The following is a 22,091-nucleotide window of genomic DNA, read 5'->3' as shown; positions in this document are numbered from 1 at the left end:
TTTCAGCGGGTGCCGCGTGGGAGCAGCAGGAGCGCGGTGAGGGCGGCCGCGCCGACCAGGGCCGCCGCCCAGGCCGCGGCTGTTGTGTAGCCGTGGACGATCGCTGTCGACGTCGTGAGACCGGCCGCCGCCCAGGCCATCGTGTTCAGCGTCGCCGTCCCCAGTGACGCGCCGACCTGCTGCGACGTCGTCACGAACGCCGATGCCGCACCCGCGTCCCGCGCGCCGACGTCGCGGGTCGCGACGTTCAGCACCACCGGCATGCACAGCCCGGCGCCGAGGCCCAGCAGCAGCTGCATCGGCAGGATCACCGCGGCGTACGACGAATCCGGCGTCGACCGGGTGTCCAGCAGCAACCCGCCCGCCAGCACGAAGAGCCCGCCCGCCAGCAGCGGCCGCGGCCCGAAGCGGGCCGGTGTCGGACATGCCGAGCGCGCGCTGCGCCGAGGGCAGCGCGAAGTTCACGACGGTCGTGTCGAGTAGGCTTTGGATGCATTGCTTGACGGCCGACTAGCAATGCCGAAGGTAAGTCATCGCTAGTCGGCCGTCAAGCAAGTTGAGGAGTGAGGCATGGCCGGGCGGCGCACCGACACGCGCGAACGCATCCAGCGCGTCGCGCTCGAACTGTTCGCCGAGCAGGGCTACGAGGGCAGCTCGCTGCGGGAGATCGCCGAGCGGCTGGACGTCACGAAAGCCGCGCTGTACTACCACTTCCGCACGAAGGAGGACATCGTCTCGAGCCTCCTCGAAGACTGGGGGACCGCGCTCGACGACCTCCTGGCGCGCGAAACGGGCCCGGCCGAGCTGCTCACCGCGTACGCCGGGCTGGTCGAGACCCGGTTCGGCCCGGTGATGGGCCTGGTCCAGCGCAACACGTCCGCGTTGAAGGCGATCGCGGCCGGCGCGGGCCTGGCGGATCGGATGCTGCGGCTGCACGAGCGGCTCCGCGGCGGTTCGGCCGACCCCGAGTCCGATCTGCGGGCCCGGCTCGCGCTCGTGGCCGTCCAGCTCAACAGCGCCGAGGGTGGCCCGGGCACGCCGCCGGACGTCGCGCTCGCCGTCGCGCTCGACGTCCTTTCTCCTGACGGGAAGCCGGCCGGTGCGGGCACGTAGGCTGGTCGGGTGCTCGCTGTAGTCCCGCCCCCAGTCACCGTCCGGGTCCCGGCCAAGGTCAACCTGCACCTGGCGGTCGACGACCTGCGCGAGGACGGTTACCACGAGCTGGTGACCGTGTTCCAGGCCTTGTCGCTGACCGACGAGGTGACCGTCGCGGTCACCGACGACCCGGGCCTGGAGATCTACGGCGAGGGTGAGGGTTCGGTACCCACCGACGCCACGAACCTGGCCTGGCGCGCCGTCGAAGCGCTGGCCGCGCACGTCGGCCGCACCGAAGAGCCGAAGATCCGCGTGGTGCTGCGCAAGGGCATCCCGGTCGCCGGCGGCATGGCGGGCGGCAGCGCCGACGCGGCGGCGACGCTCGTCGGGCTCGCCTCCCTCTGGAACCTCGAGATCACGCGCGACGAACTGGCCGGGATCGCCGCCGGCCTGGGCAGCGACGTCCCGTTCGCGCTCTACGGCGGCACGGCGCTGGGCACCGGCCGCGGCGAGCAGCTGGTCCCGGTGCTGTCGCGGCACACGTTCCACTGGGTGCTGGCCTTCGACCAGCGCGGCCTGTCGACGCCGAAGGTGTTCGGCGAGCTGGACCGGCTGCGCGCGGAGGGCAACCCGCCGCGGATCGGCTCGCACACGCCGGTCGCCGAGGCGCTGGCCTCGGGCGACCCGCGTCAGCTGGCTCTCCTGCTGGGCAACGACCTCCAGGCGGCGGCGGTCTCGCTGCGCCCGGGCCTGCGCCGCACGCTGCGGGCCGGCGTCAACGCGGGCGCGCTCGCGGGCACGGTCTCCGGCTCCGGCCCGACGTGCGCGTTCCTCTGTGAAGACGCGCAGGCGGCGGTCGAGGTCGCGGCCGAGCTGTCGGGCGCGGGGGTGTGCCGCACGGTCCGCGTGGCCCACGGCCCGGTGCCCGGAGCGCGCGTGGTCGGCGGGGACGACGCACCGCGTCCGTCGCCGCCGCGGGTGCACGCGTGAAGCGCGCCGAGTTCGCGTTCCCGGGGCCGTTGCGGGACAAGCTCGTCGGGGCGATCCTCGACGGCACGAAGACGACGACGTCCGCGTTGTTCGCGGGCTACGAAGCCGACGGCGAGGCGCCGCCCGTGGCGGGCGAGCGCGAACTGGTCGTCGACTCCGCCGGCAAGGGCGTCGCGATCATCGAGATCCGCGAAGTGCGGATCGTCCGACTGTCCGAAGTGGACCTCGCGCACGCGGTCGGTGAAGGTGAGGGTTTCACCACCGTCGCCGAGTGGCGCGCGGACCACGCCTCCTTCTGGCACACGGCCGAAGTGCGCGCCGAGCTGGGAGATCCCGAATTCACCGTGGACGACACGACGCTGGTCGTGGCGACCCGGTTCACGATCGTGGAAAGGATCGGCTGAGCGCATGGCCAACCTGGTCAACCTGGAGGCGGTGAGCAAGTCCTACGGGGTGAAGCCACTGCTGGACGGCGTCTCGCTGGGCGTCGCGGCCGGGCAGCGCATCGGCGTCGTCGGTCTCAACGGCGGCGGCAAGACCACGCTCCTCGAAGTCCTTTCCGGACTCGCCGCGCCGGATTCCGGGCGGGTGAGCCACGTCGGCGGCCTGCGGATGGCCGTCGTCACCCAGCGCACCGAGCTGCCGGACGGCAGCAGCGTCGGCGAGGTCGTGCTCGAACGCTACGGCGCCGAGCACGAATGGGCCGCCGACGCGCGCGTCCGGTCCATTGTGGACGGATTGGGCATCACCGCGATCGGGCTCGAAACGCCCACCGCGAACCTCTCCGGCGGTGAGCGGCGCCGGGTTTCGCTGGCCGCCGCGCTGACCGGCGAGCTCGACCTCGTCGTGCTCGACGAGCCGACCAACCACCTGGACGTCGAAGGTGTCCAGTGGCTCGCCGACCACCTGCTGACCCGGCGCATCGCGGTCGTGGTCGTCACGCACGACCGGTGGTTCCTGGACACCGTCGCGAGCGTGACCTGGGAGGTGGCCAACGGCCGCGTCGAGAGCTACGAAGGCGGTTACGCGGACTGGATCTTCGCGCGCGCCGAGCGGGCGCGGCTGGCCGCGACGGCCGAGGAGAAGCGGCAGAACCTGGCGCGCAAGGAACTGGCGTGGCTGCGCCGCGGCCCGCAGGCGCGCTCGTCGAAGCCGCGCTACCGCATCGACGCCGCCGAGGCGCTGATCGCGGACGTCCCGCCGCCGCGCGACTCCGTCGAGCTGATGGCGTTCGCGAAGCGGCGGCTCGGTAAGACCGTGCTGGAGCTGGAAGACACGACGTACGCGGTGGGCGAGCGGACGCTGCTCGACCACGTCACCTGGCGGGTCGGCCCCGGCGACCGGATCGGCCTGGTCGGCATCAACGGCTCGGGCAAGACGTCGCTGCTCAAGCTGCTCGGCGGCGACGTCGAGGGCTCGACCGGGCGCCGGATCGAGGGCAAGACCGTCGCGCTCGCGCACCTGCGCCAGGAGCTCGACGACCTGCCCGCCGACCTGCGGGTGCTGCAGGCGATCGAGCAGGTCGCCGGGCGCGTGGTGTTCGGCAAGCAGGAGATGACGGCGTCGCAGCTCGGCGAGAAGCTCGGCTTCCCGCAGGCCCGCCAGTGGACGCCGGTCGGCGATCTGTCCGGCGGCGAGCGGCGCCGGCTGCAGCTGTGCCGGCTGCTGATGGCCGAGCCGAACGTCCTGCTCCTCGACGAGCCGACGAACGACCTGGACATCGACACCCTGCAGCAGCTGGAAGACCTCCTCGACGGCTGGCCGGGCACGATGATCGTGGTTTCGCACGACCGCTACCTGGTCGAACGCGTCTGCGACACGATCGTCGCCCTCTTCGGCGACGGCCGCATCACCCACCTGCCGGGCGGCATCGAGGAGTACCTGAACCGCCGGGCGCTCGCCAAGGAACCGGCGGGCGCGACGGCCCCGACGGCGGCGAAGGCCGAGGCCAAGAAGTCGGCGGCGGACCTCCGCGCGGCGCAGAAGGACCTGGGCCGCCTGGAGCGCAAGCTGGACCAGCTGCATTCGAAGGAGGGGAAGCTCCACACGGCCCTGCTCGAGGCGGCGACGGACCCGGCGAAGCTGATGGAGCTGAACGCCCAGCTGAAGGGCGTCAAGGGCGAGATCGAGGACGTCGAAGCGCGCTGGCTGGAGACGTCCGAGCTGCTGGAGTGACCGGCGCCGTACGTTGAAAGCCGTGAAGGCCTCCTTCCCGGCTCTTACGGCCGGGAAGGAGGCCTTCACGGCTTTGCGCGCAGGTGCCTCGGGCCGGTTTCCGCGTTGGTCGGCGGGTGTTGACGCCCAGACAGTAATCTGACGCGCATGAGCAGGTTCGTGGACACGCTCGTCGCCACCGCGGCGGGGCGAGGTCAGCAGCGTGGCATGGTTACCGGGGAGCCGAAGGAGCCGGTCCGGCGGACCTGGGGTGAGGTGCACGAACGGGCCCGGCGGATCGCCGGTGGCCTGGTCGCCTCGGGGTTCGAGCGGGGCGGGGCCGTCGCGGTGCTGGCCGCGGCGCCGGTGCTGATCGCGCCCACCGTGCAGGCCGTGTGGCTCGCCGGGGGCAGCGTCACCATGCTGCACCAGCCGACCCCGCGGACCGACCTCGCCGAGTGGGCCGAGGACACCGTGCGCATCCTGGGGATGATCGGGTCGGACCTGGTGCTGCTGGGCGAGCCGTTCGACCAGCTGGCGCCGGTGCTGGAGCAGAAAGGCATCGGCTTCAAGCTCATCAACGAGCTGGCCGACGCCGAGCCGCTCGCCGAGGTCGTCGTCACCGATGAGGGCGAGACCGCGCTGCTGCAGCTGACCAGCGGGTCGACCGCCGACCCGAAGGCCGTGCGGATCACCTACGGCAACCTGTACTCCAACGTCAAGGCCATGGTCGACCGCGCGGAGTTCGACTTCGACACCGACGTGATGGTGTCCTGGCTGCCGACCTTCCACGACATGGGGATGGTCGGGTTCCTGACCGTGCCGATGACGTTCGGCGTCGAGCTGGTCAAGATCACTCCGGTCGAGTTCCTGTCCGGGCCGCTGATCTGGCCCGAGCTGATCACGAAGTACCACGGCACGACGACGGCGGCGCCGAACTTCGCCTACGCGATCGTCGGGCGCCGGATGGCCCGCGTCGACGACGACGACGCCTACGACCTGTCGACGCTGCGGATCGCCCTGAACGGCGCCGAACCCGTCGACGAGACCGCCGTTCAGACCTTTGTGGACGCCGGCACGCGCTTCAAGATGCCCGCGGAGTGCGTCTTCCCGGCCTACGGCATGGCCGAGGCGACGCTCGCGGTGTCGTTCGCGCCGCTGTTCACCGGGCTCACCCTGGACGTCGTCGAGGCCGACGCGCTCGAGGCCGGCAACCGCGCGGTGCCGGTGCCCGAGGGCGACGAGCGGCGCGGCACCGACGGCGTCCGCTCGTTCGCGGTCCTCGGCCGGCCGCTCGACGGGCTCGAGGCGGAGATCGTCGACGACAAGGGCGAGCGGCTCGGCGAGCGCGAGGTCGGCGAGATCCGGCTGCGCGGTGAGGCCGTGACGCCCGGCTACCTGACGATGAACGGGCCGCTCGACACCCAGGACGCCGACGGCTGGCTCGACACCGGCGACCTCGGCTACCTGATCGACGGCCAGATCGTCATCTGCGGCCGGCGCAAGGACGTCATCATCATGGGCGGCCGCAACCTGTACCCGACGGACATCGAGCGCGCGGCCACGTCGGTCGAGGGCGTGCGCGCGGGCAACGCGGTCGCCGTGCGCATCGACGCCGGCAGCCGTCGCGAGCGCTTCGCGGTGGTCCTGGAGTCCAAGCTGGCGGGTGACGCCGAGGCCGAGAAGAACCTGGTGAAGCAGGTGTCGGCCCGGGTCCGCGACGCCGTCGACATGCGGCCGTACGCGGTGGTCGTGCTGCCGGCGGGGAGCCTGCCGAAGACGCCGTCCGGCAAGGTCAAGCGCGCGGCGACGGCCACCCAGTTCGCGGACAGGATCAAGAAGAACGCCGACGCCTGACGCGTCACTTTCACGTGAAAGTGCCCACCTGGGGGCGGCACTTTCACGTGAAGGTGCCGCTCTAGCGCTGTGGGAGGTGGTCCGCCAGCTCGGCGGGCGGGGTGGCGCGCTCCGCGGTGGCTTCCGCCGAGGTGCGCGCGCCCGGGAGGTCCGGGGCGCGGCCCGAGCGGGCGGCGAGCTGGTCCTCGGCCGAGTCGAGGAACTCGTCGACCTCGCGCTCGTCGTACCCGCGCTTGCCGATCAGGGGCTTCGAGAACACCACGTGGTGCACTTCCGCGGCGGTCAGGTCGTCCTCCTCGGCGAACGTCTTGGCGATGCGCCGGACGAGCTCGTCGACCTCGTGCTTGGCGTAGCCACGGCGACCGATCGGGGCGTTACCGAATGTGACCTCGGCGAGGTCTTCGGCGGTGAACGACATGGAACTCTCTCCGATTCCGGGGTTGGCGGTGCGAACTCCCGTACACCGTCCTAACCCGTGAACAGGCTCCTCGGAAGGGGCAACCCCGAAGCTCACCCCGACGGGCGCCCCGGCGCCCGCCATCGAGTGAGCGGAACTACCCAGCGCCATGTGGCGGGTTTCACACTTCGACCAGCGGGTTCAGCCGCGGCCGAACCACTTCCGGGTGCCCGGCGGCGGGGCTTCGCCGGCCACCGGGGGCGGCGGGGTCCGCAACGCGATCAGCGCCGCCTCGGCTTCGTCGAGGAACATGTCGACCTGCGCCTGGTCGTAGCTGCGCGCGCCGATCGGCATGATCGTGAAGTCGACGTAGTGGATGTCGTCGGCGGTCAGGATGTTGCGCCCGGCGAGCGCCTCGGCGATGAGGTCGAGGAACGCGTCGACTTGGTCTTCGTCGTAACCACGACGGCCGAACCGGGGCTTGCCGAACGCGATCGCCCGGACTTCGTCAGGGGTCATGGAGTCACCTTGCCACCCGTGTCAGCCCGCGTGAAAGGTGTTCTGCGCCGCAGCGAGGCCGGTCCCGACCAGGGCCTCGGTGGCGTCCGCGCAGCGGTCCACCTCGAACGGGAGCTCCTTGCGCTCGACCGTCGAAAAGTCCTTCAGCACGAAGTCCGCCGGGTCCTGGCGGCCGGGCGGGCGGCCGATGCCGAACCGCACCCGGTAGTACTCACGGGTGCCGAGCGACTTCGTGATCGAGCGGAGCCCGTTGTGGCCGTTGTCGCCGCCGCCGAACTTGAGCTTCAGGGCGCCGAAGTCGACGTCCAGCTCGTCGTGCACCACGACGACGCCGGTCGGCGGCACCTTGAAGAACTTCGCCGCGCCGGCCACCGGCCCGCCGGAGAGGTTCATGTAGGACCGCGGCTTCACGAGCACGACCCGGCGGCCGCCGAGACGGCCTTCGACCACGTCCGCGCCGCTCTTGTGCGACTTGAACTTGCCGCCGATCCGGCCGGCGAGCTCGTCCAGCACCAGGAAACCGACGTTGTGCCGGTTGCCGGCGTACTGGGGTCCGGGATTGCCGAGGCCGGCGAGCAGGATCAGCTCGCCGGCCCCGGGCAGGTCTTCGGTCACGCTCGAGCTACTCGCCGGCTTCGGCCGACTCGTCGCCCGCTTCGGCGGTGGCGTCTTCGCCCTCTTCCTCTTCACGCTGCGGCTCGTTGACGGCCACGACGAGGGAGTCCGGGTCGGTGATCAGGACGGCGCCCTGGGGCAGCTCGACCTGGGAGGCGGTGATCTGGGTGCCGATCTCGGCGCCCTCGATCGAGACCTCGAACTGGTCCGGGATGTGCAGCGCCTCGACCTCGACCTGCAGGGTGCCGACGTCCTGGTTGACCAGGCCGCCGGGGCCCGGGTTGCCGGTGACGACGACGGGGACGTCGACGATGATCTTCTCGCCGCGCTTCACGACCAGCAGGTCGACGTGCTCGATGTAGTTCTTGAGCGGGTGCACGACGATGGTCTTCGTCAGCGCCAGCTCGTCGGAGCCCTCGAGGGCCAGGGTGATGACGGCGTTGGAGCCGTTCTCCCGGACGACGCGAGCGAACTCGATGGCCGGCAGCGCGAAGTGCCGCGGGTCCGAGCCGTGGCCGTACAGCACGGCGGGGATCTTGCCGGCGCGACGCGTGCGACGCGCGGCACCCTTGCCGAACTCGGTGCGCGGTTCGACGGACAGACGTACCTCGGACACGGTGTGGCACTCCTTCAAATCACGAACATGGTGCGGTGAACAGCATGCTGCGGCGGGGATGCGATGGTCTTCTCGTTCAGGTGGTCGCGTTCGGCGGCGAGTTTCCGGGCGTGCACAACAGCCGGGAGCTACTCCGAGCCGCCGCGTCGATCACGCCGGGCACCCTGGAAGGGCCCCGCCTCGCCGAGACAACCTCAAGAGTGTAAACCAACCTCATCACGGTGGGTTGCGGCGGGTGCCAGGACCAGGCTAGAACCCTCTTGAGCCCGGGACGTGACGACACAAATCCGGTGGCGGAGCTCCGCCTGCCGGGGTGTGCTCGGCGGAGCGGGAGAGCAGGGGGCGCAGATGCGGGCTCGAGGCACGGTGGCGGCCGTGTTGCTGGTGGGCGGACTGCTGGCCGGCTGTCAGGTGGCGGTCCCCGGCACGGCCGGCGTCTCCGCGGCCGACCGGGAGAAGGCAGACCGGCGCGCCGAGCAGCGCACCGCCGTCGACGCCGCCCTCGCCGCGCTGGAACAGGCGCCCGCGCTCGCGCTGAAGTCGACGCTCAAGGGCGCCGAGCAGCAGTTCCGGGTCACCCGCGGCGGCAGCGCGGCCGGCGCCCTGCCGCTCGACGGCCGCGCCGTCCAGGTGGCGGCCGCCGACGGCCAGTTCTACCTGCAGGCCGACGCCGACTACTGGAAGGCGCACGCGATCGACGAGGGCACGCAGTTCGGCACGAGCTGGGTGCGCTCGCTCGGTTCCGAGCTGCCGCTGGACCCGGCGGCCAGGTTCGCGCCCGCCGCGCTCGCCGGCGCGCTGCGCAAGGCCGTTACCGGGATGGACCAGACGCGGGAGCCGGTCAAGACCAAGCTCCCGGACGGCACCGAGGTCTACGAGCTGGGCGCCGCGCCCAGCGTCCTGCGCGTCAGCACGGCCAAGCCGAACCGCGTCGTCAGCTTCGCTCCGGTGCTGCTCGACCCGCAGGCCGGGCCGAAGTTCGGCGCCGAGTTCCGGGTCACCCCGCTCACCGGGGACGCGCTGAAGACGTTCCACACCGACCTCGACAACACCGTCGGCGGGCTGGGCCAGCCGTTCGAGGGACTGGTGCAGGCGAGCGCCGTCGTCACGAACGACAACCTCGACTGCAAGGACTTCGTCGGCTCGTGCACGACGACCGTGGACGTCTCGACCAGCGTCGTGGGCACGCCGGCGTCCGGCGGGAAGAGCACCGTGCACATCACCCTCTCCGTCGAGGTGAGCGCCGACTCGCTCGGCGCGCAGACCTGCACGGCGGCCGCCGACGCCGAGCCGTACGCGACGGTCAAGATGTCCTGCGCGGTCAAGTTCAAGCTCCCCAACCGCACGGCCAGCTACCAGGTGCTGTCCAAGCCGAACGCGACCGCGGAGGTCCGCGCGGCACTCGACGTCAACGCGGTGAAGCAGAAGCTGGCCACGGAGTTCGCGGCGCTGGGCGGCTGACCTGGACACCTACCCCGGGGTGCGTTGCGCCCGTTGAAGTAGGTGATCTTCCGTTCCTAACATCGGCTGTGACAGCCGAATTCGAACGGAGAACGTGATGGCCAAGCTGGTGGTTTTCGGGGGGACCGGGTACGCCGGGAGCAGGATCGGCGCCGAGGCGCTGAGCCGCGGGCACGAGGTCGTCGGCGTCGCGCGCAACCCCGGCGCGGTGCCCGAAGGCGTCGAAGCGGTGCAGGGTTCGGTGCACGACGAGGACTTCGTCGCGCGGGTGGCGAAGGACGCGGACGTCATCGTGGTCGCCACCCCGGCCCGCGCGCTCGACGGCGAGAAGCTGATCGACGCGGTGCCCGCGCTGTCCCGGATCGCGCGCGAGCAGGGTGTCCGCCTGTCGTTCGTGGGCGGCGCGGCGAGCCTGCTCGTCGCCGAGGGCGGCCCGCGGCTGTTCGACACCCCGGAGTTCCCGGCCGAGTACAAGGAAGAGGCCGGCAACCACGCCGAGGTGCTCGCCCTGATGCGCGAGCAGCCCGCGGACCTCGACTGGTTCTACGTCAGCCCCGCCGCCGAGTTCGGCGCCTGGATCCCCGGCGAGCGCCGGGGCGAGTACCGCGTCGGCGGCGACGTCCTGGTGACCGACGAGAACGGCAAGTCGCACATCGGCGGCGACGACTACGCGATCGCGTACGTCGACGAGATCGAGGACCCGAAGCACCGAGGGAAGCGGTTCACGGTCGCCTACTGACGGCTTTCGGGGGTCCGGGTGGCGGAGCCCCCGGCCCGAGGCGCAGCCTCGGTTGGGCACTGAAGTTCCTTCAGCACCGGCGCGAACGTCTCGAGCATCGGCTCGAAGACGGTGATGTACGTGAAGCCGTAACGCTTCCGCCGTTCTTCCAGTTGCCCGGCGATCTCCTCGACCGTGCCCAGCAGCAGCTGGGGCGCGTCGAGGAGTTCGCGGGCGTCCGGCACGGCACTGCGCTCGGTCTTCTCGTGCCACGCCTCAGCCGCTTGCATCCGGTCGCCGGTGACTTCGACGTGCTGGACCAGCATGTTGTACTCGACGTCCCGGCTCGTTCTGGACCGGAAGTAGCCGACGCGCTCGTCCATCGCCGCGGCGTTGTCGAGCTTGAAGGTGCCGGGCGGCTTGCCGGGCTGCTGCCTCAGGCCCGCGAAACCCACGACGTCCGCGTGTTCCGCGGCCAGTCCGAGGACGCCGTCGCTGTTGCCGGCGATGAGCAGCCGCGGCATTGCGAGGCCTTCGTCGTCGAAGTGGTTCCGCAGGTAGCCGAGGCTTTCGGCGAGGTAGCCGATCCGGGCCGACGCCTTCTGCCACGGCAGGCCGGCGTTGTCGAACTCGGCCTTCATGTGCCCGGAGCCGAGGCCCAGATCCAGACGTCCGTCGAGCAGCGCGGCCGTCGACGACGCTTCGCGCGCGAAGAGCGCGAGGTTGTAGAACGGCACGTTGGACACCAGCGTGCCGAGCCGCGGCCGCTCGGTGACGGCGGCGGCCATGGCGAGCACCGGGAACGGCGCGAACCGCCCGGTACCGAGGTGATCGGGCACGGTGATGACGTCGTAACCGAGCTCTTCGGCCCGCCGGCACTTCGCGATCCACGCGTCCCGGCTGCCGATTTCCCGGAAGCTGACGCCGAACTTGAACTTCCCCATGCCGGCGACGCTAGCTCTGCCGCGGGCCGGGTGTCGCGGCCTTTCGCGGGCAGCGGAAAGCCCGCCCTCCACAAGGGAGAGCGGGCTTTCCGGGGGAACCTCAGGCCTGGCCGTCGAAGAGCGACGTGACCGAGCCGTCCTCGAAGACCTGCTGGATGGCTTCCGCCAGCATCGGGGCGATCGACAGGACCGTCAGGCCCTCGAACCGCTTCTCCTCGGGGATCGGGAGCGAGTTCGTGACGATGACCTCGCGCGCCTTGCACTGCGAGAGGCGCTCGGTCGCCGGGTCCGAGAGGATGCCGTGGGTCGTCGCGATGACGACGTCCGCCGCGCCCTCGTCGATCAGTGCTTCGGTGGCCTTCACGATCGTGCCGCCGGTGTCGATCATGTCGTCGATCAGGACGCAGAGCTTGCCCTCGACCTTGCCGACCACACGGTTCGCGACGGCCTGGTTCGGCTTGTCCGGGTCGCGCGTCTTGTGGATGAACGCGATCGGGCGGTCACCCAGCGTCTGCGCCCACTTCTCGGCCAGCCGCACGCGGCCCGAGTCCGGCGAGACGACGGTGATGTCGGCGTCGCCGTAGGTCTTCTTGATGTGGTCGGCCAGCACGCTCTGGGCCATCAGGTGGTCGACCGGGCCGTCGAAGAAGCCCTGGATCTGCGCGGTGTGCAGGTCGACCGTCATGATCCGGTCGGCGCCCGCGGTCTTGAACAGGTCCGCGATCAGCCGGGCCGAGATCGGCTCGCGGCCCTTGTGCTTCTTGTCCTGGCGCGCGTACGGGTAGAACGGCATCACCACGGTGATCCGCTTCGCGCTCGCCCGCTTGAGCGCGTCCACCATGATCAGCTGTTCCATCACGTACTCGTTGATGGGGGTGGTGTGCGCCTGGATGACGAAGGCGTCGGTCCCGCGGACGGACTCCTCGAACCGGACGAACAGCTCGCCGTTGGCGAAGGTGTGGGCCGTCTGCGGGGTGATCGTCACGTTGAGGTGCTCGGCGACCTCTTCCGCGAGCTCCCGGTGCGCCCGTCCGGAGAAGAGCATCAAGTTCTTCTTCGGCGTACCTGACTTCGGACTCATGCTGGCGACTCCCCGTCGGTTCCTGCTGCTGAATCGGCGTCGAGGGCGGCCTGGGCCGCCTCCGCCGCGGGCGTACCCGGCCGGCGCCGGATCGCCCAGCCTTCGATGTTGCGCTGCGGCGGCGCCGACACCGCGAGTGTGCCCGGCGGGACATCCTCGCGGATCACGGCACCTGCACCACTGTAAGCGCCGTCACCGATCCGCACCGGGGCGACGAACGTGTTGTCCGCGCCCAACCGGACATGTGACCCGATAACGGTCTTGTGCTTGTTGACGCCGTCGTAGTTCACGAACACGCTGGAGCAGCCGATGTTGCTGTTCTCGCCGATCGTGGCGTCGCCGACGTAGGTCAGGTGCGGCACCTTCGTGCCTGCGCCGATGTCGGCGGCCTTCGTCTCGACGAACGCGCCGAGCTTGGCCTTGACACCCAGCTTCGTGCCCGGCCGCAGGTACGTGAACGGGCCGACGTTGACGCGGTCGCCCAGCTCGGAGTCGGAGCCGTGCACCCGCACCACGGAGGCGCCGGCGCCGATCGAGACGTTCGTCAGCGTGCTGTCCGGGCCGACCGTGCTGCCCTCGCCGACCGACGTGGTGCCCTTGAGCTGCACGCCGGGCTCGAGCACGACGTCCCGCGAGAGGGTGACGCCCGCGTCGATCCACGTCGAGGCCGGGTCGACGACCGTGACGCCCTCGCGCTGCCAGCGGCGGACGATCCGGCGGTTCAGCTCGGCGCCGAGCACCGACAGCTGGACGCGGTCGTTGACGCCTTCGGTCAGCCACGGGTCGTCGACGACCAGCGCGCCGACGCCCTTGCCGTCGCCGCGGGCGATGCCCAGCACGTCGGTGAGGTAGAGCTCACCCTGCGAGTTGTCGGTGGAGAGCCGGCCGAGACCGTCCGCGAGGACCGAAGCGTCGAAGGCGTAGACGCCCGAGTTGATCTCGGTGATCGCGGCCTGCTCGGGACTGGCGTCCTTGTGCTCGACGATCGCGGTGACCGCACCCGCGGCGTCCCGGACGATCCGGCCGTAACCGGTCGGGTCGGGCACCACGGCGGTGAGCACGGTGACGGCGTTGCCCGAGCCGGTGTGCTCGGCCAGCAGGGCCGCCAGCGTCTCGGTGTCCAGGAGCGGGACGTCGCCGTAGCTTACGAGCACGGTGCCGGTGAGGTCCGCCGGGAGCGTGGCGAGCGCGCAGGACACGGCGTGGCCGGTGCCCTTCTGCTCGGCCTGCACGGCGGTGCCGACCTCGCGCCCGAGGTCCTTGGCGACGTCGGTGATGCGGTCGCCGACGGCTTCGCGACCGTGGCCGAGCACGACGACGAGGTGGGCCGGGTCCAGGCCGGCGGCGGCGCGGACGGCGTGCTCGACGAGGGGCCGCCCGGCGATCGGGTGCAGCACCTTCGGCGTCGAGGAACGCATACGGGTGCCTTCACCCGCGGCGAGGATCAACGTGCTCAGCGGGCCGGTCAACGACGCTCCCAACGGTTACCAACGAATGGCTTCTGTCGGGCACCGATCCTAACTGTGCTCTTCGGGGTCCCACGCTGGGTCGGTCGGTAGGCCTTCGCTCGCCCACGCCGCGGCCGGGTCGGACGCCATCGAGTTGGCCGACGCCACCTGGTTGCCGCCGCCGCGTTTCGCCTGGTACATCGCCGCGTCCGCCCGCGCGAGGACCTGCTCGCCGCGTTCCTGCGGGCGCAGTGAGACGAGCCCGATCGACAGCGTGACGCCGTGGGAGAGGTGGTGCGGCAGGCCGGCGACGGACTTCACCGCGCGGCCGAGCGCCATCTTCGCCGCCGACACCGGGGTGCCCGGCAGCAGCACGATGAACTCGTCGCCGCCGTAGCGCGCCACCAGGTCGTCGCCGCGCAGGGCGTCACGGAGTGTGCTCGCGACGACACGCAGCACGTTGTCGCCTTCGGCGTGCGACTGCTTGTCGTTGACGCCCTTGAAGCCGTCGAGGTCGACGAGCGCGACGGCCAGCGGCTGCGCGTCGGCCGAGGACGCGAGCTGGCGCAGCTTCTCGTCGAGCGCGCGCCGGTTCGGCAGGCCGGTGAGCGGGTCCTGCAGCGCCTGCTGGGTGATCGCGCCGTGCTCGGCGGACAGCCGTTCGTGCTCGCGGCGGGCGTTCAGCGTGGCGATCTGCGACTCGCGCAGGCTCCACATCTCCGACTCCAGCCGGGTCGCGTAGTCGATCAGCGACTGGCTGGCGCCGGACGCGTAGTCCGGGCTGGTGTCGAGGCGGGCCAGCTCGCGGGCGATGTTCAGCCGCATGGACGGCTGCGAGGAGTCGTCACCCAGTGATTCGCGGGCCTCGCGGAGCACGTTCAGCGCGTCTTCGCGGCGGCCGGCCTTGTCGAAGCAGCGGGCCAGCGCGATCGTCACGATCTCGCGTTCGCCCGGGTAGCCGATGCCGTCGTGGAGGCGCTGCAGCCGGTCGATCTGGTCCTCGTCGGGCTGGTGCAGGGCGAGCGCGGCGGCGAGCACGCCGACCTCGTCGACCGCGGCGACGCCGGCCTGGCGCGGGAACAGCGACTCGCTGTAGGGCCCCTCGATGGCCATCGCCATCGAGGCGGCGGTGCGGAACTTCTCGGCGCTCTCGTCGTACTCTTCGATCCGCTCCAGCCGCAGGCCCCAGCCGAGCAGCATCTTCACCCGGTTCAGCAGCTGCAGGGTGATCTCGTGCGGGGTGGCGCTCTCGCGGATCGCGACGGCGGCGCGGCTGCTGACCTCTTCGGCGGCCTCGTACACACCGAGCTGGTTGAGCACGATCCAGCAGTCGTTCAGCGTCGACCACAAGAGCCGGTTCCAGGCGCGGACGCCGACCTGGCGGTCCGGGGTCGTCGAGTCGTCGAGGATGGCCAGCGCGCGGGCGATCTCGGTGAGCGCGGCGTCCTCCTGCGCGGCCAGCACGAGGCGGCGCCCGCGCAGCGCGTGCGCGTCGGCCCGCAGCAGCGCGAGGCCGTGGCGCCGGGTGTGCGCGAGCATCTCGTCGAGCCGCGGCTCCGCCTCGGCGGCCAGGCCCTTGGTGACCAGCCGCGCGGTCGCGGACGCGCGCAGCAGGCGCGCGACCAGCAGCGGTTCGCCGCGGCGCTGGGTCTCGTCGAGGAGCTCGTCCATCTGCGCGACGATCTCGAGCTGGCTGGCGTAGTCGGACCGTTGGACCACGGCGGTGAGCTCGCGCGCGCGCCCGACGAGCCAGGCGTCGGACATCTCGACCAGCGCTGGTCGCCTGGCCGCTACCGGGTCGGTCGCCTCTTCGGTCAGCGCCAACCTCCCGGTGTCGTGGTTCGGGGTACTCGGCAAATGGTGTTTCCGCTGCTCCGCCGCCAGGATTCGAACCTGAACTGTCAGAACCAAAATCTGAAGTGCTGCCGATTACACTACGGCGGATTGCTCCTGGTCAGGATAGCGACGATCGGGTGTCGTCCGCGCGGGGGATGCGTTACGCGCCCGTCTGCCGGGTACTCGGGTCCGAAGTACCGGTGAGAGGTTCAGCCACTCCCCACCCGGCGGAACCTCCTGTACCGTAACTTACGGCATCGTAGGTTAGGTAACCCTTTGTAGGGGCACCACGCAGGAAGAAGTGAAGCGTATGACGGCCACGCTCGACCGTTCGCAGCCCACCGGGGAGCCGCCGGCTCCCAAGGGGCCCAAACCTGTCACCGAAGGCACCCGCGGAATCGGCGTGCAGCTTTCGGTCTACTTCGGTGTGATCGCGCCGTTGGTGGCACTGCTGGTCGCGGTGCCGTTCGCCTGGGGCTGGGGACTGAGCTGGGTCGACGTCGGCGTCTTCGTGGTGTTCTACGCGATCAGCGGGCTCGGCATCACGGTGTCGTACCACCGCTACTTCACGCACGGGTCGTTCAAGGCCAAGCAGTGGCTGCGCGTCGTCATGGCGATCGCCGGCAGCATCGCGTTGCAGGGCCCGGTCATCACCTGGGTCGCCGACCACCGTCGCCACCACGCGTTCTCCGACCGCGACGGCGACCCGCACTCCCCGTGGGCGTTCGGCACCTCGCCGTGGGCCATCGCCAAGGGCTTCTGGCACGCGCACATGGGCTGGCTGTTCGAGCGCGACCAGACCAACGCCGAGCGCTTCGCGCCGGACCTGGTGAAGGACCCGGCGATCAAGAAGGTCGACGACCTGTTCTGGCTGTGGGCCCTGGTCAGCCTGGCGCTGCCGGCGCTGGCGGGCGGGCTGATCTCGTGGTCGCTGTGGGGCGCCGTGACGGCGTTCTTCTGGGCCGGGCTGGTCCGCATCTGCGTGCTGCACCACGTGACGTGGTCGGTCAACTCGATCTGCCACATGATCGGCGAGCGCCCGTTCGCGGCGCGCGACAAGTCGGCGAACTTCTGGCCGCTGGCGATCTTCTCGTTCGGCGAGTCCTGGCACAACCTGCACCACGCGGACCCGACGTCCGCCCGGCACGGTGTGAAGCGCGGCCAGATCGACATTTCCGCGCGCCTGATCTGGATCTTCGAGAAGTTCGGCTGGGTGCACGACGTGCGCTGGCCGACGCCGCAGCGATTGGCCCGAATCGCCACGGAGAAGAGCTAGCCTCACTGTAGGGTTCGGCGAGTGGCGGGGAGACGACGTTCAAAACGTGAGCAGGTCACCGGGGCACGTCCGGCCGCCCCGGTGACCCGCGTCCGGATGACCGGCACCGAGCGCCGTCAGCAGCTGCTGAACGTGGCGCGGGCCCTGTTCGCCGAAAAGGGTTTCGACGGCACGTCGATCGAGGAGATCGCGCACCGCGCCAACGTGTCGAAACCCGTGGTGTACGAACACTTCGGCGGCAAAGAGGGCATCTACGCGGTGGTCGTCGACCGCGAAACCCAGCTGCTGCTGGAACGCATGGTCTCGACGCTCCACGGCGGTCACCCGCGCGTCATGCTGGAACAGGCGGCGATCGCGCTGCTGTCGTACGTCGAGGATTCCCACGACGGCTTCCGCATCCTGGTCCGCGACTCCCCGGTGGCGAGTTCCACGGGCACGTTTTCCACGGTCCTGAACGACATCGCGAGCCAGGTGGAGCACATCCTGGCCCAGCAGTTCGCCGCGCGCGGTTACGACGAGAAGCTGGCGGCGCTCTACGCCCAGGCGCTGGTGGGCATGGTGGCGCTGACCGGGCAGTGGTGGCTCGACGCGCGGAAGCCGAAGCGCGACGAGGTCGCCGCGCACCTCGTGAACCTGGCCTGGAACGGGTTGTCGCACCTGGAGGACAAGCCCAAGCTCCGGCTGAGGTGAGTCACTTCAAGGCTTGGAGCGCGATCTTGCCGAGCATCGCGGTGAGCGCGGCTTCGAACTCCAGTGAGTTGTCGGATTCGCCGGAGACCGCGTGGGTGAGTTCGTGCAGCAGCGTCGCGCAGTACGCGGCGGCGCCGGCCAGCTGACTGCGGTGGATCACGATCCGGTTCTCGCCCGGCTCCCACAGGCCCAGGGTGGACTCCCCGGTGACGTCGAGGCGCATGGTCTCCGAGATCACGACGCTGTGCACGCCGGCCCGGCGCAGGTCGATCCCCGCGAGGCGGGCGACGGCGTCGGTCAGTGCGTAGACGGAGTTCTCCCGCGGTGACAGCTCGGCCGTGCTCACCAGCGTGAAGACGAAGCTGTCGTTCCAGGCCTCGCGGTAGCCGCTCAGGTCGAGCAACGGCTTGCCGTCGAAGTCGGTCTGCTGGTTCAGCTTCGCCGACACCTCCCCGGAGACGGTCACCAAGCGGTAGCCCTCCTGCTCGGCGTAGCGGAGCTGCGGAGTGCCTTCCTGCAGCTCCGACGGCGTCACGAAGACGACTTTCTCGTGGGTGGCCAGGACCGTGCACGCGTGCAGGGTGATCTCGCGCCAGCTCAGCTCGTCGTGCATCCGGCCGGTGGCGAACTCGGCGAGGTCGTCGGCCAAGGGGGAGGCGACCTGGGCCGAGCGGCACTGCTTGAGGATCGCCTTGACCCGGTCGGTGTAGGCGGACCGGCCGACGTTGCTGCGCTCGCGGTTGAGGGCGCGCCGCAACGGCGCGTTGATGTCGGTGATGTTGTAGGAGAACAGGAAGTTCGGCTCTTCCGCGACGAGGAGCCCCTTGACGTAGATCCGGCCGGGAGCGGCGGGATCGATCCGCTTCAGGACCTGGCCGGCCGAGGTGCTCTCCAGCAGCTCGTCCCCGCTGTAGTGCAGGAAGAACCGCCGGGCCGCCGCGACGTCGTCGTCGGTGACGCCGCGCAGCTCGACGTCCGTGCCGGACAGGCCCGGGTCGGCCGGTGGGCGGATCACGGCGTGCAGGGTGCGCACGTCGGCGAACGACTCCTTCGCCCGCTGCCTGGTGGTGATGTCGCCGTGCCCGCTGCGGATCACCACGTCGACGTCGTGGCGGTCGAACACGGCCAGCGCGTCCTTGAGGCCCATGCCGAACTGGCCGATCACGACGTCGGAGCCGCGTTTCTCGTCGTTCTCCTTCTGCGTGAGGTGCTCGTAACGCAGTCCGCGGCCGAAGTCGGCCACGTGCCACGCGCCCGCGGGGTCCTTGGTGATCACCGGTTCGACGGTCCGGGTGAGCGCGTGCTCGTCGAGGGCGTTGGCGATGATCTCGCGGATCGCGAAGGCCACCGGCCAGTGCTCCAGCACCCGCTCGATGTTCAGGTCGAAGAACTGTTCGGCAGCGTCGTTCATCTCAGCAGTCCTGTTTGGCGCAGGTGGTCGAAAATGATCTTGTCCACGGCCGAAACGCGGTCGCGGTCCGCGTAGCCGAGCCACGTGATCTCTTCGATCTCGCTGCTCGCCACCAGCGTTCCCGTGTACTCCGCCGTGAAGCACGTCATCCGGACCACCACGCCGGACGCCTTGCCGTCCGCTTGGGCCTCGAAGACGCCGGCCGGCGCGATCGTCGGCTCGGTGATCGCCACGGAGACCTCTTCGCGGACCTCCCGGACCAGCGTCTGCGCGTCCGTCTCGCCCGGCTCGCGCTTGCCGCCCGGGAGGTAGTAGACGTCCTTGCCGCGCGAGCGGGTGCTCAGGATGCGGCCGTCCACCAGGTGCAGCCACGCGATCTTGTCGATCTCGGTCATGCCCCGATCGTAGGCACTAGGGTCGGGGACATGGGGAACAGCAGGGAAGTAGTGGTGACCGGCGGCGGCACGGGCATCGGGTACGCCGTCGCGGCGGCTTTCGCGGCGGCCGGCGACCGCGTCACGATCACCGGACGTCGCGAGCAGGTGCTCACGGAGGCCGCGACGCTGCTCGGCGCGCGGCCCGTCGTGTTCGACGCCGCCGATCCCGCGGCCGTCGAGACCGCACTGGGCGAGTTGCCGGACCGGGTCGACGTGCTCGTCAACAACGCCGGCGGCAACACGGACTTCGCCGGGGACACCGAAGAGGGCCTCGCCGGGTTCGCGGCCGCGTTCGAGCGCAACCTCCGGTCCAATGTGGTCAGTGCCGCGCTGGTGACGCACGCACTGCGCGACCGCCTCGCCGACGGCGCCCGGATCGTGACGATCGGCTCGATCGCCGCCCACACCGGCGCCGGCTCCTACGGTGCCGCGAAGGCCGCGGTCGAGGCGTGGAACGTCAGCGTGGCGCAGGAGTTCGGCGCACGCGGGATCACCGCGAACGTCGTCGCGCCGGGACTGATCGGGGACACGGAGTTCTTCCACGGCAAGCTCAGCGACCGCCGCCGCGAGCGGCTGGTCGGGAACACGATGAACAAGCGACCGGGCACGCCGGAGGACGTCACGGCCGCGGTGACGTTCCTCGCGAGCCCGGCGGCGGGCCACGTGACGGGCCAGGTCGTCCACGTCAACGGCGGGGCCTACCTGGGCGGTTAGGGCCTGGTCGAGCCCCGGCCGCGACGCCAGAAGGCCGGCCGCCACCAGTACAGCGTCGTGAAGTCGCTGGGCCCAGGCGATTCCGCGACGCCTCGAGGCTCGAAGTCGTCGAGGGCGAGATCGATGGGCCGCCACCCGTCGTCGATCGGTTCGGACGCGGCGGCCGTGCGCACGAGGCCGGTGAACCTGAACTCCATCGCGCCGAGTTCGGCGTAAGTGCGCTGCGCTTCGATCAGGGAGGGACCGTTCGCGCCGCCGCCGTAGTCGGGCCAGCGCAGCTGGACCCGGTCGTCCTCCCAGAAGCACACGCTGCAGATGTCGAAGGAGCCCGGCGGCTCCCCGAACACCAGGTGCCCGCAGCACGGGCACGGGTAACTCACCTCGGCATCCACAAGGGCTCAGCCTGGGCGGCCGACAGTCGCGGGTCAAGCCGAACAACCAGGACGTTGGAAGCCGGTCCCCGGGCGCCAGGTCGGCGATGGCGCTCGGGGACCGGCGCGGGTGCTGCCGCGGGAACGGGTTCTTCGGACCGCGTCCAACACTCGTCGGTGGCGGGCGAAACTCTTGGTGCACACCATGTTCCGCGATCCGCGCGCGATCCGACAGTGTTCCCGGCACCGGCTCGGTGTGTCTTTCGCATGAATCAGGCGGGCGTGACCTTCAGCAGCTTGTCGTTCGTGCCGTCCGAGGTGGTCACGTACAGGGCGCCGTCCGGGCCGCTGCGGACCGCGCGCAGGCGGCCGAACTTGTCGTCGAACTCCGGGGGCAGCGTGACGTCGAGGACCTTGCCCGCGGGGTCCAAGTGGTACAGCAGCAGCTTCTGGCCCTTGAGCGCGACGACGACGAGCGCGCCGTCGTTCGGCCCCCACTGGGCGCCGGTCAGGAAGGCGTCGCCGCTGATCGCCTCGGTGATCTTGCCGGAGGTCCACAGTGGACTCACCGCGTCCGGGAAGCGCTTGAGGTCGGTCATCGGCACGCTCTCGTCGTAGCTGGAGTCCGTGCCGCCCTTCGACGGGTCCCAGCCGTAGTTCGCGCCCGGTTTCAGCAGGTTGACCTCGTCGTCGAACGTCGGGCCGTGCTCGGCGGTGATCACCTGGCCGCTGCCCGGCCGGATCGCCACGCCCTGCAGGTTGCGGTGTCCGTAGGTGTAGACGAGCCGCTCGTGCGGGTCCGACGACGTGATGAACGGGTTGTCCGGCAACGGCTTCCCGGTCTTCGCGTCCAATCGCAGCACCTTGCCGCCCAGGGAGTGGCGGTCCTGCGAGACGGTCGACTTCGCCGTGTCGCCGGTGCCGACCAGCAGCGCGCCGTCCGGCGCGAACGTCGGGCGGCAGCCGGAGTGCCGGCCGCTCGGGTTGATCGGCAGCCCGGTGAGCAGGTCCTTGACCTTCGTCGCGCTCCCGCCGTCGGCCGCCAGCGTCCAGGTGACCAGCCGGATGTCGACGGGCTTGCCGCCCTCCTGGTGGTCCTGGCAGGTGATGAACTCGCGGCTGGTCGTGAAGTCCGGGCTGATCACCATGCCGAGCAGGCCGCCCTCGCCCTGGGCGAAGACGTCGGAGAAGTCGGCCTGCACCTCGGTGGCCCGGCCGTCGCGGACCAGCGCGAGCTTGCCGGGCCGCTGCGGCACGAGGATGCCGCCGTCGGGCAGGAAGCCGATGTCCCAGCCGTGCTCGAGGCCCGCGGTGACCGTCTCGACCTTGAGCTTCCCGGTCGCCGCCGCCGGAGTGGACGGTGGTGGCGGGACGCTCTGCACGGGCGCGCTCGACGCCCCCGAGCAGCCCGTGACCAGCAGGGACACCACACCGATGAGACCCAGCACACGCCGCATACGG

Annotated in this window: 24 protein-coding genes and 1 tRNA gene; 11 read left to right on the top strand and 14 right to left on the bottom strand. The window is 70.7% G+C overall.

Annotation, left to right across the window (positions count from 1 at the left end):
* Positions 1 to 2: 2 nt before the first annotated feature.
* Entirely contained in the window at positions 3 to 371 is a 369-nt protein-coding gene (locus MUY22_RS06120) for a hypothetical protein (RefSeq protein ID WP_247057960.1), read from the bottom strand.
* Positions 372 to 570: 199 nt separating this feature from the next.
* Between MUY22_RS06120 and MUY22_RS06115 the strand changes: the two genes are divergently transcribed.
* From MUY22_RS06115 to MUY22_RS06095, 5 genes are all read left to right on the top strand, one after another.
* Positions 571 to 1,113, top strand: a complete 543-nt coding sequence (locus MUY22_RS06115) for a TetR/AcrR family transcriptional regulator (RefSeq protein WP_247057958.1) — start codon at positions 571 to 573, stop codon at positions 1,111 to 1,113.
* 9 nt (positions 1,114 to 1,122) lie between these two features.
* Positions 1,123 to 2,085, top strand: a complete 963-nt coding sequence (locus tag MUY22_RS06110; RefSeq protein WP_247057956.1) for a 4-(cytidine 5'-diphospho)-2-C-methyl-D-erythritol kinase — start codon at positions 1,123 to 1,125, stop codon at positions 2,083 to 2,085.
* Entirely contained in the window at positions 2,082 to 2,489 is a 408-nt protein-coding gene (locus MUY22_RS06105; RefSeq protein ID WP_247057954.1) for an ASCH domain-containing protein, read from the top strand. Before MUY22_RS06110 ends, MUY22_RS06105 begins: the two co-directional genes overlap by 4 nt.
* Positions 2,490 to 2,493: 4 nt before the next feature.
* Complete coding sequence (locus MUY22_RS06100; protein ID WP_247057952.1) at positions 2,494 to 4,260, top strand: ABC-F family ATP-binding cassette domain-containing protein; 1,767 nt, start codon at positions 2,494 to 2,496, stop codon at positions 4,258 to 4,260.
* Positions 4,261 to 4,407: 147 nt separating this feature from the next.
* A complete protein-coding gene (locus MUY22_RS06095; RefSeq protein WP_247057950.1) occupies positions 4,408 to 6,096 on the top strand; it encodes a fatty acyl-AMP ligase in 1,689 nt (562 codons plus the stop codon).
* Positions 6,097 to 6,157: 61 nt separating this feature from the next.
* Here the strand turns inward: MUY22_RS06095 and MUY22_RS06090 are convergent, their stop codons facing one another.
* The 4 genes from MUY22_RS06090 to MUY22_RS06070 form a co-directional block, all read right to left on the bottom strand.
* Entirely contained in the window at positions 6,158 to 6,514 is a 357-nt protein-coding gene (locus MUY22_RS06090; protein WP_247057948.1) for a DivIVA domain-containing protein, read from the bottom strand.
* A 180-nt stretch (positions 6,515 to 6,694) separates the two neighbouring features.
* Entirely contained in the window at positions 6,695 to 7,012 is a 318-nt protein-coding gene (locus MUY22_RS49605) for a DivIVA domain-containing protein (protein WP_305879357.1), read from the bottom strand.
* A 21-nt stretch (positions 7,013 to 7,033) separates the two neighbouring features.
* Positions 7,034 to 7,627 (bottom strand): aminoacyl-tRNA hydrolase, encoded by a 594-nt coding sequence (gene pth / locus MUY22_RS06075; RefSeq protein ID WP_247057946.1) that lies wholly within the window; start codon positions 7,625 to 7,627, stop codon positions 7,034 to 7,036.
* A 7-nt stretch (positions 7,628 to 7,634) separates the two neighbouring features.
* On the bottom strand, positions 7,635 to 8,243 hold the full coding sequence (locus tag MUY22_RS06070) for a 50S ribosomal protein L25/general stress protein Ctc (RefSeq protein WP_247057943.1): 609 nt from the start codon (positions 8,241 to 8,243) through the stop codon (positions 7,635 to 7,637).
* A gap of 35 nt (positions 8,244 to 8,278) precedes the next feature.
* Between MUY22_RS06070 and MUY22_RS06065 the strand changes: the two genes are divergently transcribed.
* From MUY22_RS06065 to MUY22_RS06055, 3 genes are all read left to right on the top strand, one after another.
* Positions 8,279 to 8,449 carry a hypothetical protein gene (locus MUY22_RS06065; RefSeq protein ID WP_247057941.1) on the top strand — a complete coding sequence of 57 codons (171 nt, stop codon included), beginning with the start codon at positions 8,279 to 8,281 and terminating at the stop codon, positions 8,447 to 8,449.
* Between the two features lie 160 nt (positions 8,450 to 8,609).
* The gene (locus tag MUY22_RS06060) at positions 8,610 to 9,704 is read left to right on the top strand and encodes a hypothetical protein (RefSeq protein ID WP_247063676.1); all 1,095 of its coding nucleotides are present in this window, start codon (positions 8,610 to 8,612) and stop codon (positions 9,702 to 9,704) included.
* 97 nt (positions 9,705 to 9,801) lie between these two features.
* A complete protein-coding gene (locus tag MUY22_RS06055; RefSeq protein WP_247057939.1) occupies positions 9,802 to 10,443 on the top strand; it encodes an NAD(P)-dependent oxidoreductase in 642 nt (213 codons plus the stop codon).
* Here the strand turns inward: MUY22_RS06055 and MUY22_RS06050 are convergent.
* The 5 genes from MUY22_RS06050 to MUY22_RS06030 form a co-directional block, all read right to left on the bottom strand.
* Positions 10,437 to 11,366, bottom strand: coding sequence for a TIGR03621 family F420-dependent LLM class oxidoreductase (locus tag MUY22_RS06050; protein ID WP_247057937.1), 930 nt, complete (start codon positions 11,364 to 11,366; stop codon positions 10,437 to 10,439). The genes MUY22_RS06055 and MUY22_RS06050 overlap by 7 nt on opposite strands.
* Positions 11,367 to 11,466: 100 nt before the next feature.
* Complete coding sequence (locus MUY22_RS06045) at positions 11,467 to 12,447, bottom strand: ribose-phosphate diphosphokinase (RefSeq protein ID WP_247057935.1); 981 nt, start codon at positions 12,445 to 12,447, stop codon at positions 11,467 to 11,469.
* On the bottom strand, positions 12,444 to 13,916 hold the full coding sequence (glmU, locus tag MUY22_RS06040; protein WP_247057933.1) for a bifunctional UDP-N-acetylglucosamine diphosphorylase/glucosamine-1-phosphate N-acetyltransferase GlmU: 1,473 nt from the start codon (positions 13,914 to 13,916) through the stop codon (positions 12,444 to 12,446). Before glmU ends, MUY22_RS06045 begins: the two co-directional genes overlap by 4 nt.
* Before the next feature lie 48 nt (positions 13,917 to 13,964).
* Complete coding sequence (locus MUY22_RS06035) at positions 13,965 to 15,719, bottom strand: diguanylate cyclase (RefSeq protein WP_247057931.1); 1,755 nt, start codon at positions 15,717 to 15,719, stop codon at positions 13,965 to 13,967.
* Positions 15,720 to 15,767: 48 nt separating this feature from the next.
* Positions 15,768 to 15,839: transfer RNA gene (locus tag MUY22_RS06030), tRNA-Gln, on the bottom strand.
* A gap of 202 nt (positions 15,840 to 16,041) precedes the next feature.
* Between MUY22_RS06030 and MUY22_RS06025 the strand changes: the two genes are divergently transcribed.
* Together MUY22_RS06025 and MUY22_RS06020 are read left to right on the top strand one after the other, a co-directional pair.
* Entirely contained in the window at positions 16,042 to 17,007 is a 966-nt protein-coding gene (locus tag MUY22_RS06025) for an acyl-CoA desaturase (RefSeq protein ID WP_247057929.1), read from the top strand.
* 96 nt (positions 17,008 to 17,103) lie between these two features.
* Positions 17,104 to 17,697, top strand: coding sequence for a TetR/AcrR family transcriptional regulator (locus tag MUY22_RS06020; protein ID WP_247057927.1), 594 nt, complete (start codon positions 17,104 to 17,106; stop codon positions 17,695 to 17,697).
* Between the two features lies 1 nt (position 17,698).
* Here the strand turns inward: MUY22_RS06020 and MUY22_RS06015 are convergent, their stop codons facing one another.
* Together MUY22_RS06015 and MUY22_RS06010 are read right to left on the bottom strand one after the other, a co-directional pair.
* Positions 17,699 to 19,108, bottom strand: a complete 1,410-nt coding sequence (locus MUY22_RS06015; protein ID WP_247057924.1) for a hypothetical protein — start codon at positions 19,106 to 19,108, stop codon at positions 17,699 to 17,701.
* A complete protein-coding gene (locus tag MUY22_RS06010) occupies positions 19,105 to 19,503 on the bottom strand; it encodes an NUDIX domain-containing protein (protein ID WP_247057922.1) in 399 nt (132 codons plus the stop codon). Before MUY22_RS06010 ends, MUY22_RS06015 begins: the two co-directional genes overlap by 4 nt.
* Positions 19,504 to 19,533: 30 nt before the next feature.
* On the opposite strand from MUY22_RS06010, the gene MUY22_RS06005 reads away from it, so the two are divergent.
* The gene (locus tag MUY22_RS06005) at positions 19,534 to 20,259 is read left to right on the top strand and encodes an SDR family NAD(P)-dependent oxidoreductase (RefSeq protein WP_247057921.1); all 726 of its coding nucleotides are present in this window, start codon (positions 19,534 to 19,536) and stop codon (positions 20,257 to 20,259) included.
* On the opposite strand, the gene MUY22_RS06000 is transcribed toward MUY22_RS06005, so the two are convergent.
* A complete protein-coding gene (locus MUY22_RS06000; protein ID WP_247057919.1) occupies positions 20,256 to 20,651 on the bottom strand; it encodes a CPCC family cysteine-rich protein in 396 nt (131 codons plus the stop codon). The genes MUY22_RS06005 and MUY22_RS06000 overlap by 4 nt on opposite strands.
* 251 nt (positions 20,652 to 20,902) lie before the next feature.
* Entirely contained in the window at positions 20,903 to 22,087 is a 1,185-nt protein-coding gene (locus MUY22_RS05995) for a sorbosone dehydrogenase family protein (RefSeq protein WP_247057917.1), read from the bottom strand.
* Positions 22,088 to 22,091 lie beyond the last annotated feature (4 nt).

The sequence above is a fragment of the Amycolatopsis sp. WQ 127309 genome (genome assembly GCF_023023025.1).
Classification (GTDB): Bacteria; Actinomycetota; Actinomycetes; order Mycobacteriales; family Pseudonocardiaceae; genus Amycolatopsis.
Note: the sequence above shows the minus strand (reverse complement) of the source record. Positions and strands in the feature narration are given on the sequence as shown.

Bases quoted from the DNA above. Each gene is read 5' to 3' on its own strand.
- MUY22_RS06115 (WP_247057958.1), top strand. From the start codon at position 571: ATGGCCGGGCGGCGCACCGACACGCGCGAACGCATCCAGCGCGTCGCG.
- MUY22_RS06100 (WP_247057952.1), top strand. From the start codon at position 2,494: ATGGCCAACCTGGTCAACCTGGAGGCGGTGAGCAAGTCCTACGGGGTG.
- MUY22_RS06095 (WP_247057950.1), top strand. From the start codon at position 4,408: ATGAGCAGGTTCGTGGACACGCTCGTCGCCACCGCGGCGGGGCGAGGT.
- MUY22_RS06090 (WP_247057948.1), bottom strand. From the start codon at position 6,514: ATGTCGTTCACCGCCGAAGACCTCGCCGAGGTCACATTCGGTAACGCC.
- MUY22_RS49605 (WP_305879357.1), bottom strand. From the start codon at position 7,012: ATGACCCCTGACGAAGTCCGGGCGATCGCGTTCGGCAAGCCCCGGTTC.
- MUY22_RS06055 (WP_247057939.1), top strand. From the start codon at position 9,802: ATGGCCAAGCTGGTGGTTTTCGGGGGGACCGGGTACGCCGGGAGCAGG.
- MUY22_RS06050 (WP_247057937.1), bottom strand. From the start codon at position 11,366: ATGGGGAAGTTCAAGTTCGGCGTCAGCTTCCGGGAAATCGGCAGCCGG.
- MUY22_RS06045 (WP_247057935.1), bottom strand. From the start codon at position 12,447: ATGAGTCCGAAGTCAGGTACGCCGAAGAAGAACTTGATGCTCTTCTCC.
- MUY22_RS06025 (WP_247057929.1), top strand. From the start codon at position 16,042: ATGACGGCCACGCTCGACCGTTCGCAGCCCACCGGGGAGCCGCCGGCT.
- MUY22_RS06020 (WP_247057927.1), top strand. From the start codon at position 17,104: ATGACCGGCACCGAGCGCCGTCAGCAGCTGCTGAACGTGGCGCGGGCC.
- MUY22_RS06015 (WP_247057924.1), bottom strand. From the start codon at position 19,108: ATGAACGACGCTGCCGAACAGTTCTTCGACCTGAACATCGAGCGGGTG.
- MUY22_RS06010 (WP_247057922.1), bottom strand. From the start codon at position 19,503: ATGACCGAGATCGACAAGATCGCGTGGCTGCACCTGGTGGACGGCCGC.
- MUY22_RS06005 (WP_247057921.1), top strand. From the start codon at position 19,534: ATGGGGAACAGCAGGGAAGTAGTGGTGACCGGCGGCGGCACGGGCATC.
- MUY22_RS05995 (WP_247057917.1), bottom strand. From the start codon at position 22,087: ATGCGGCGTGTGCTGGGTCTCATCGGTGTGGTGTCCCTGCTGGTCACG.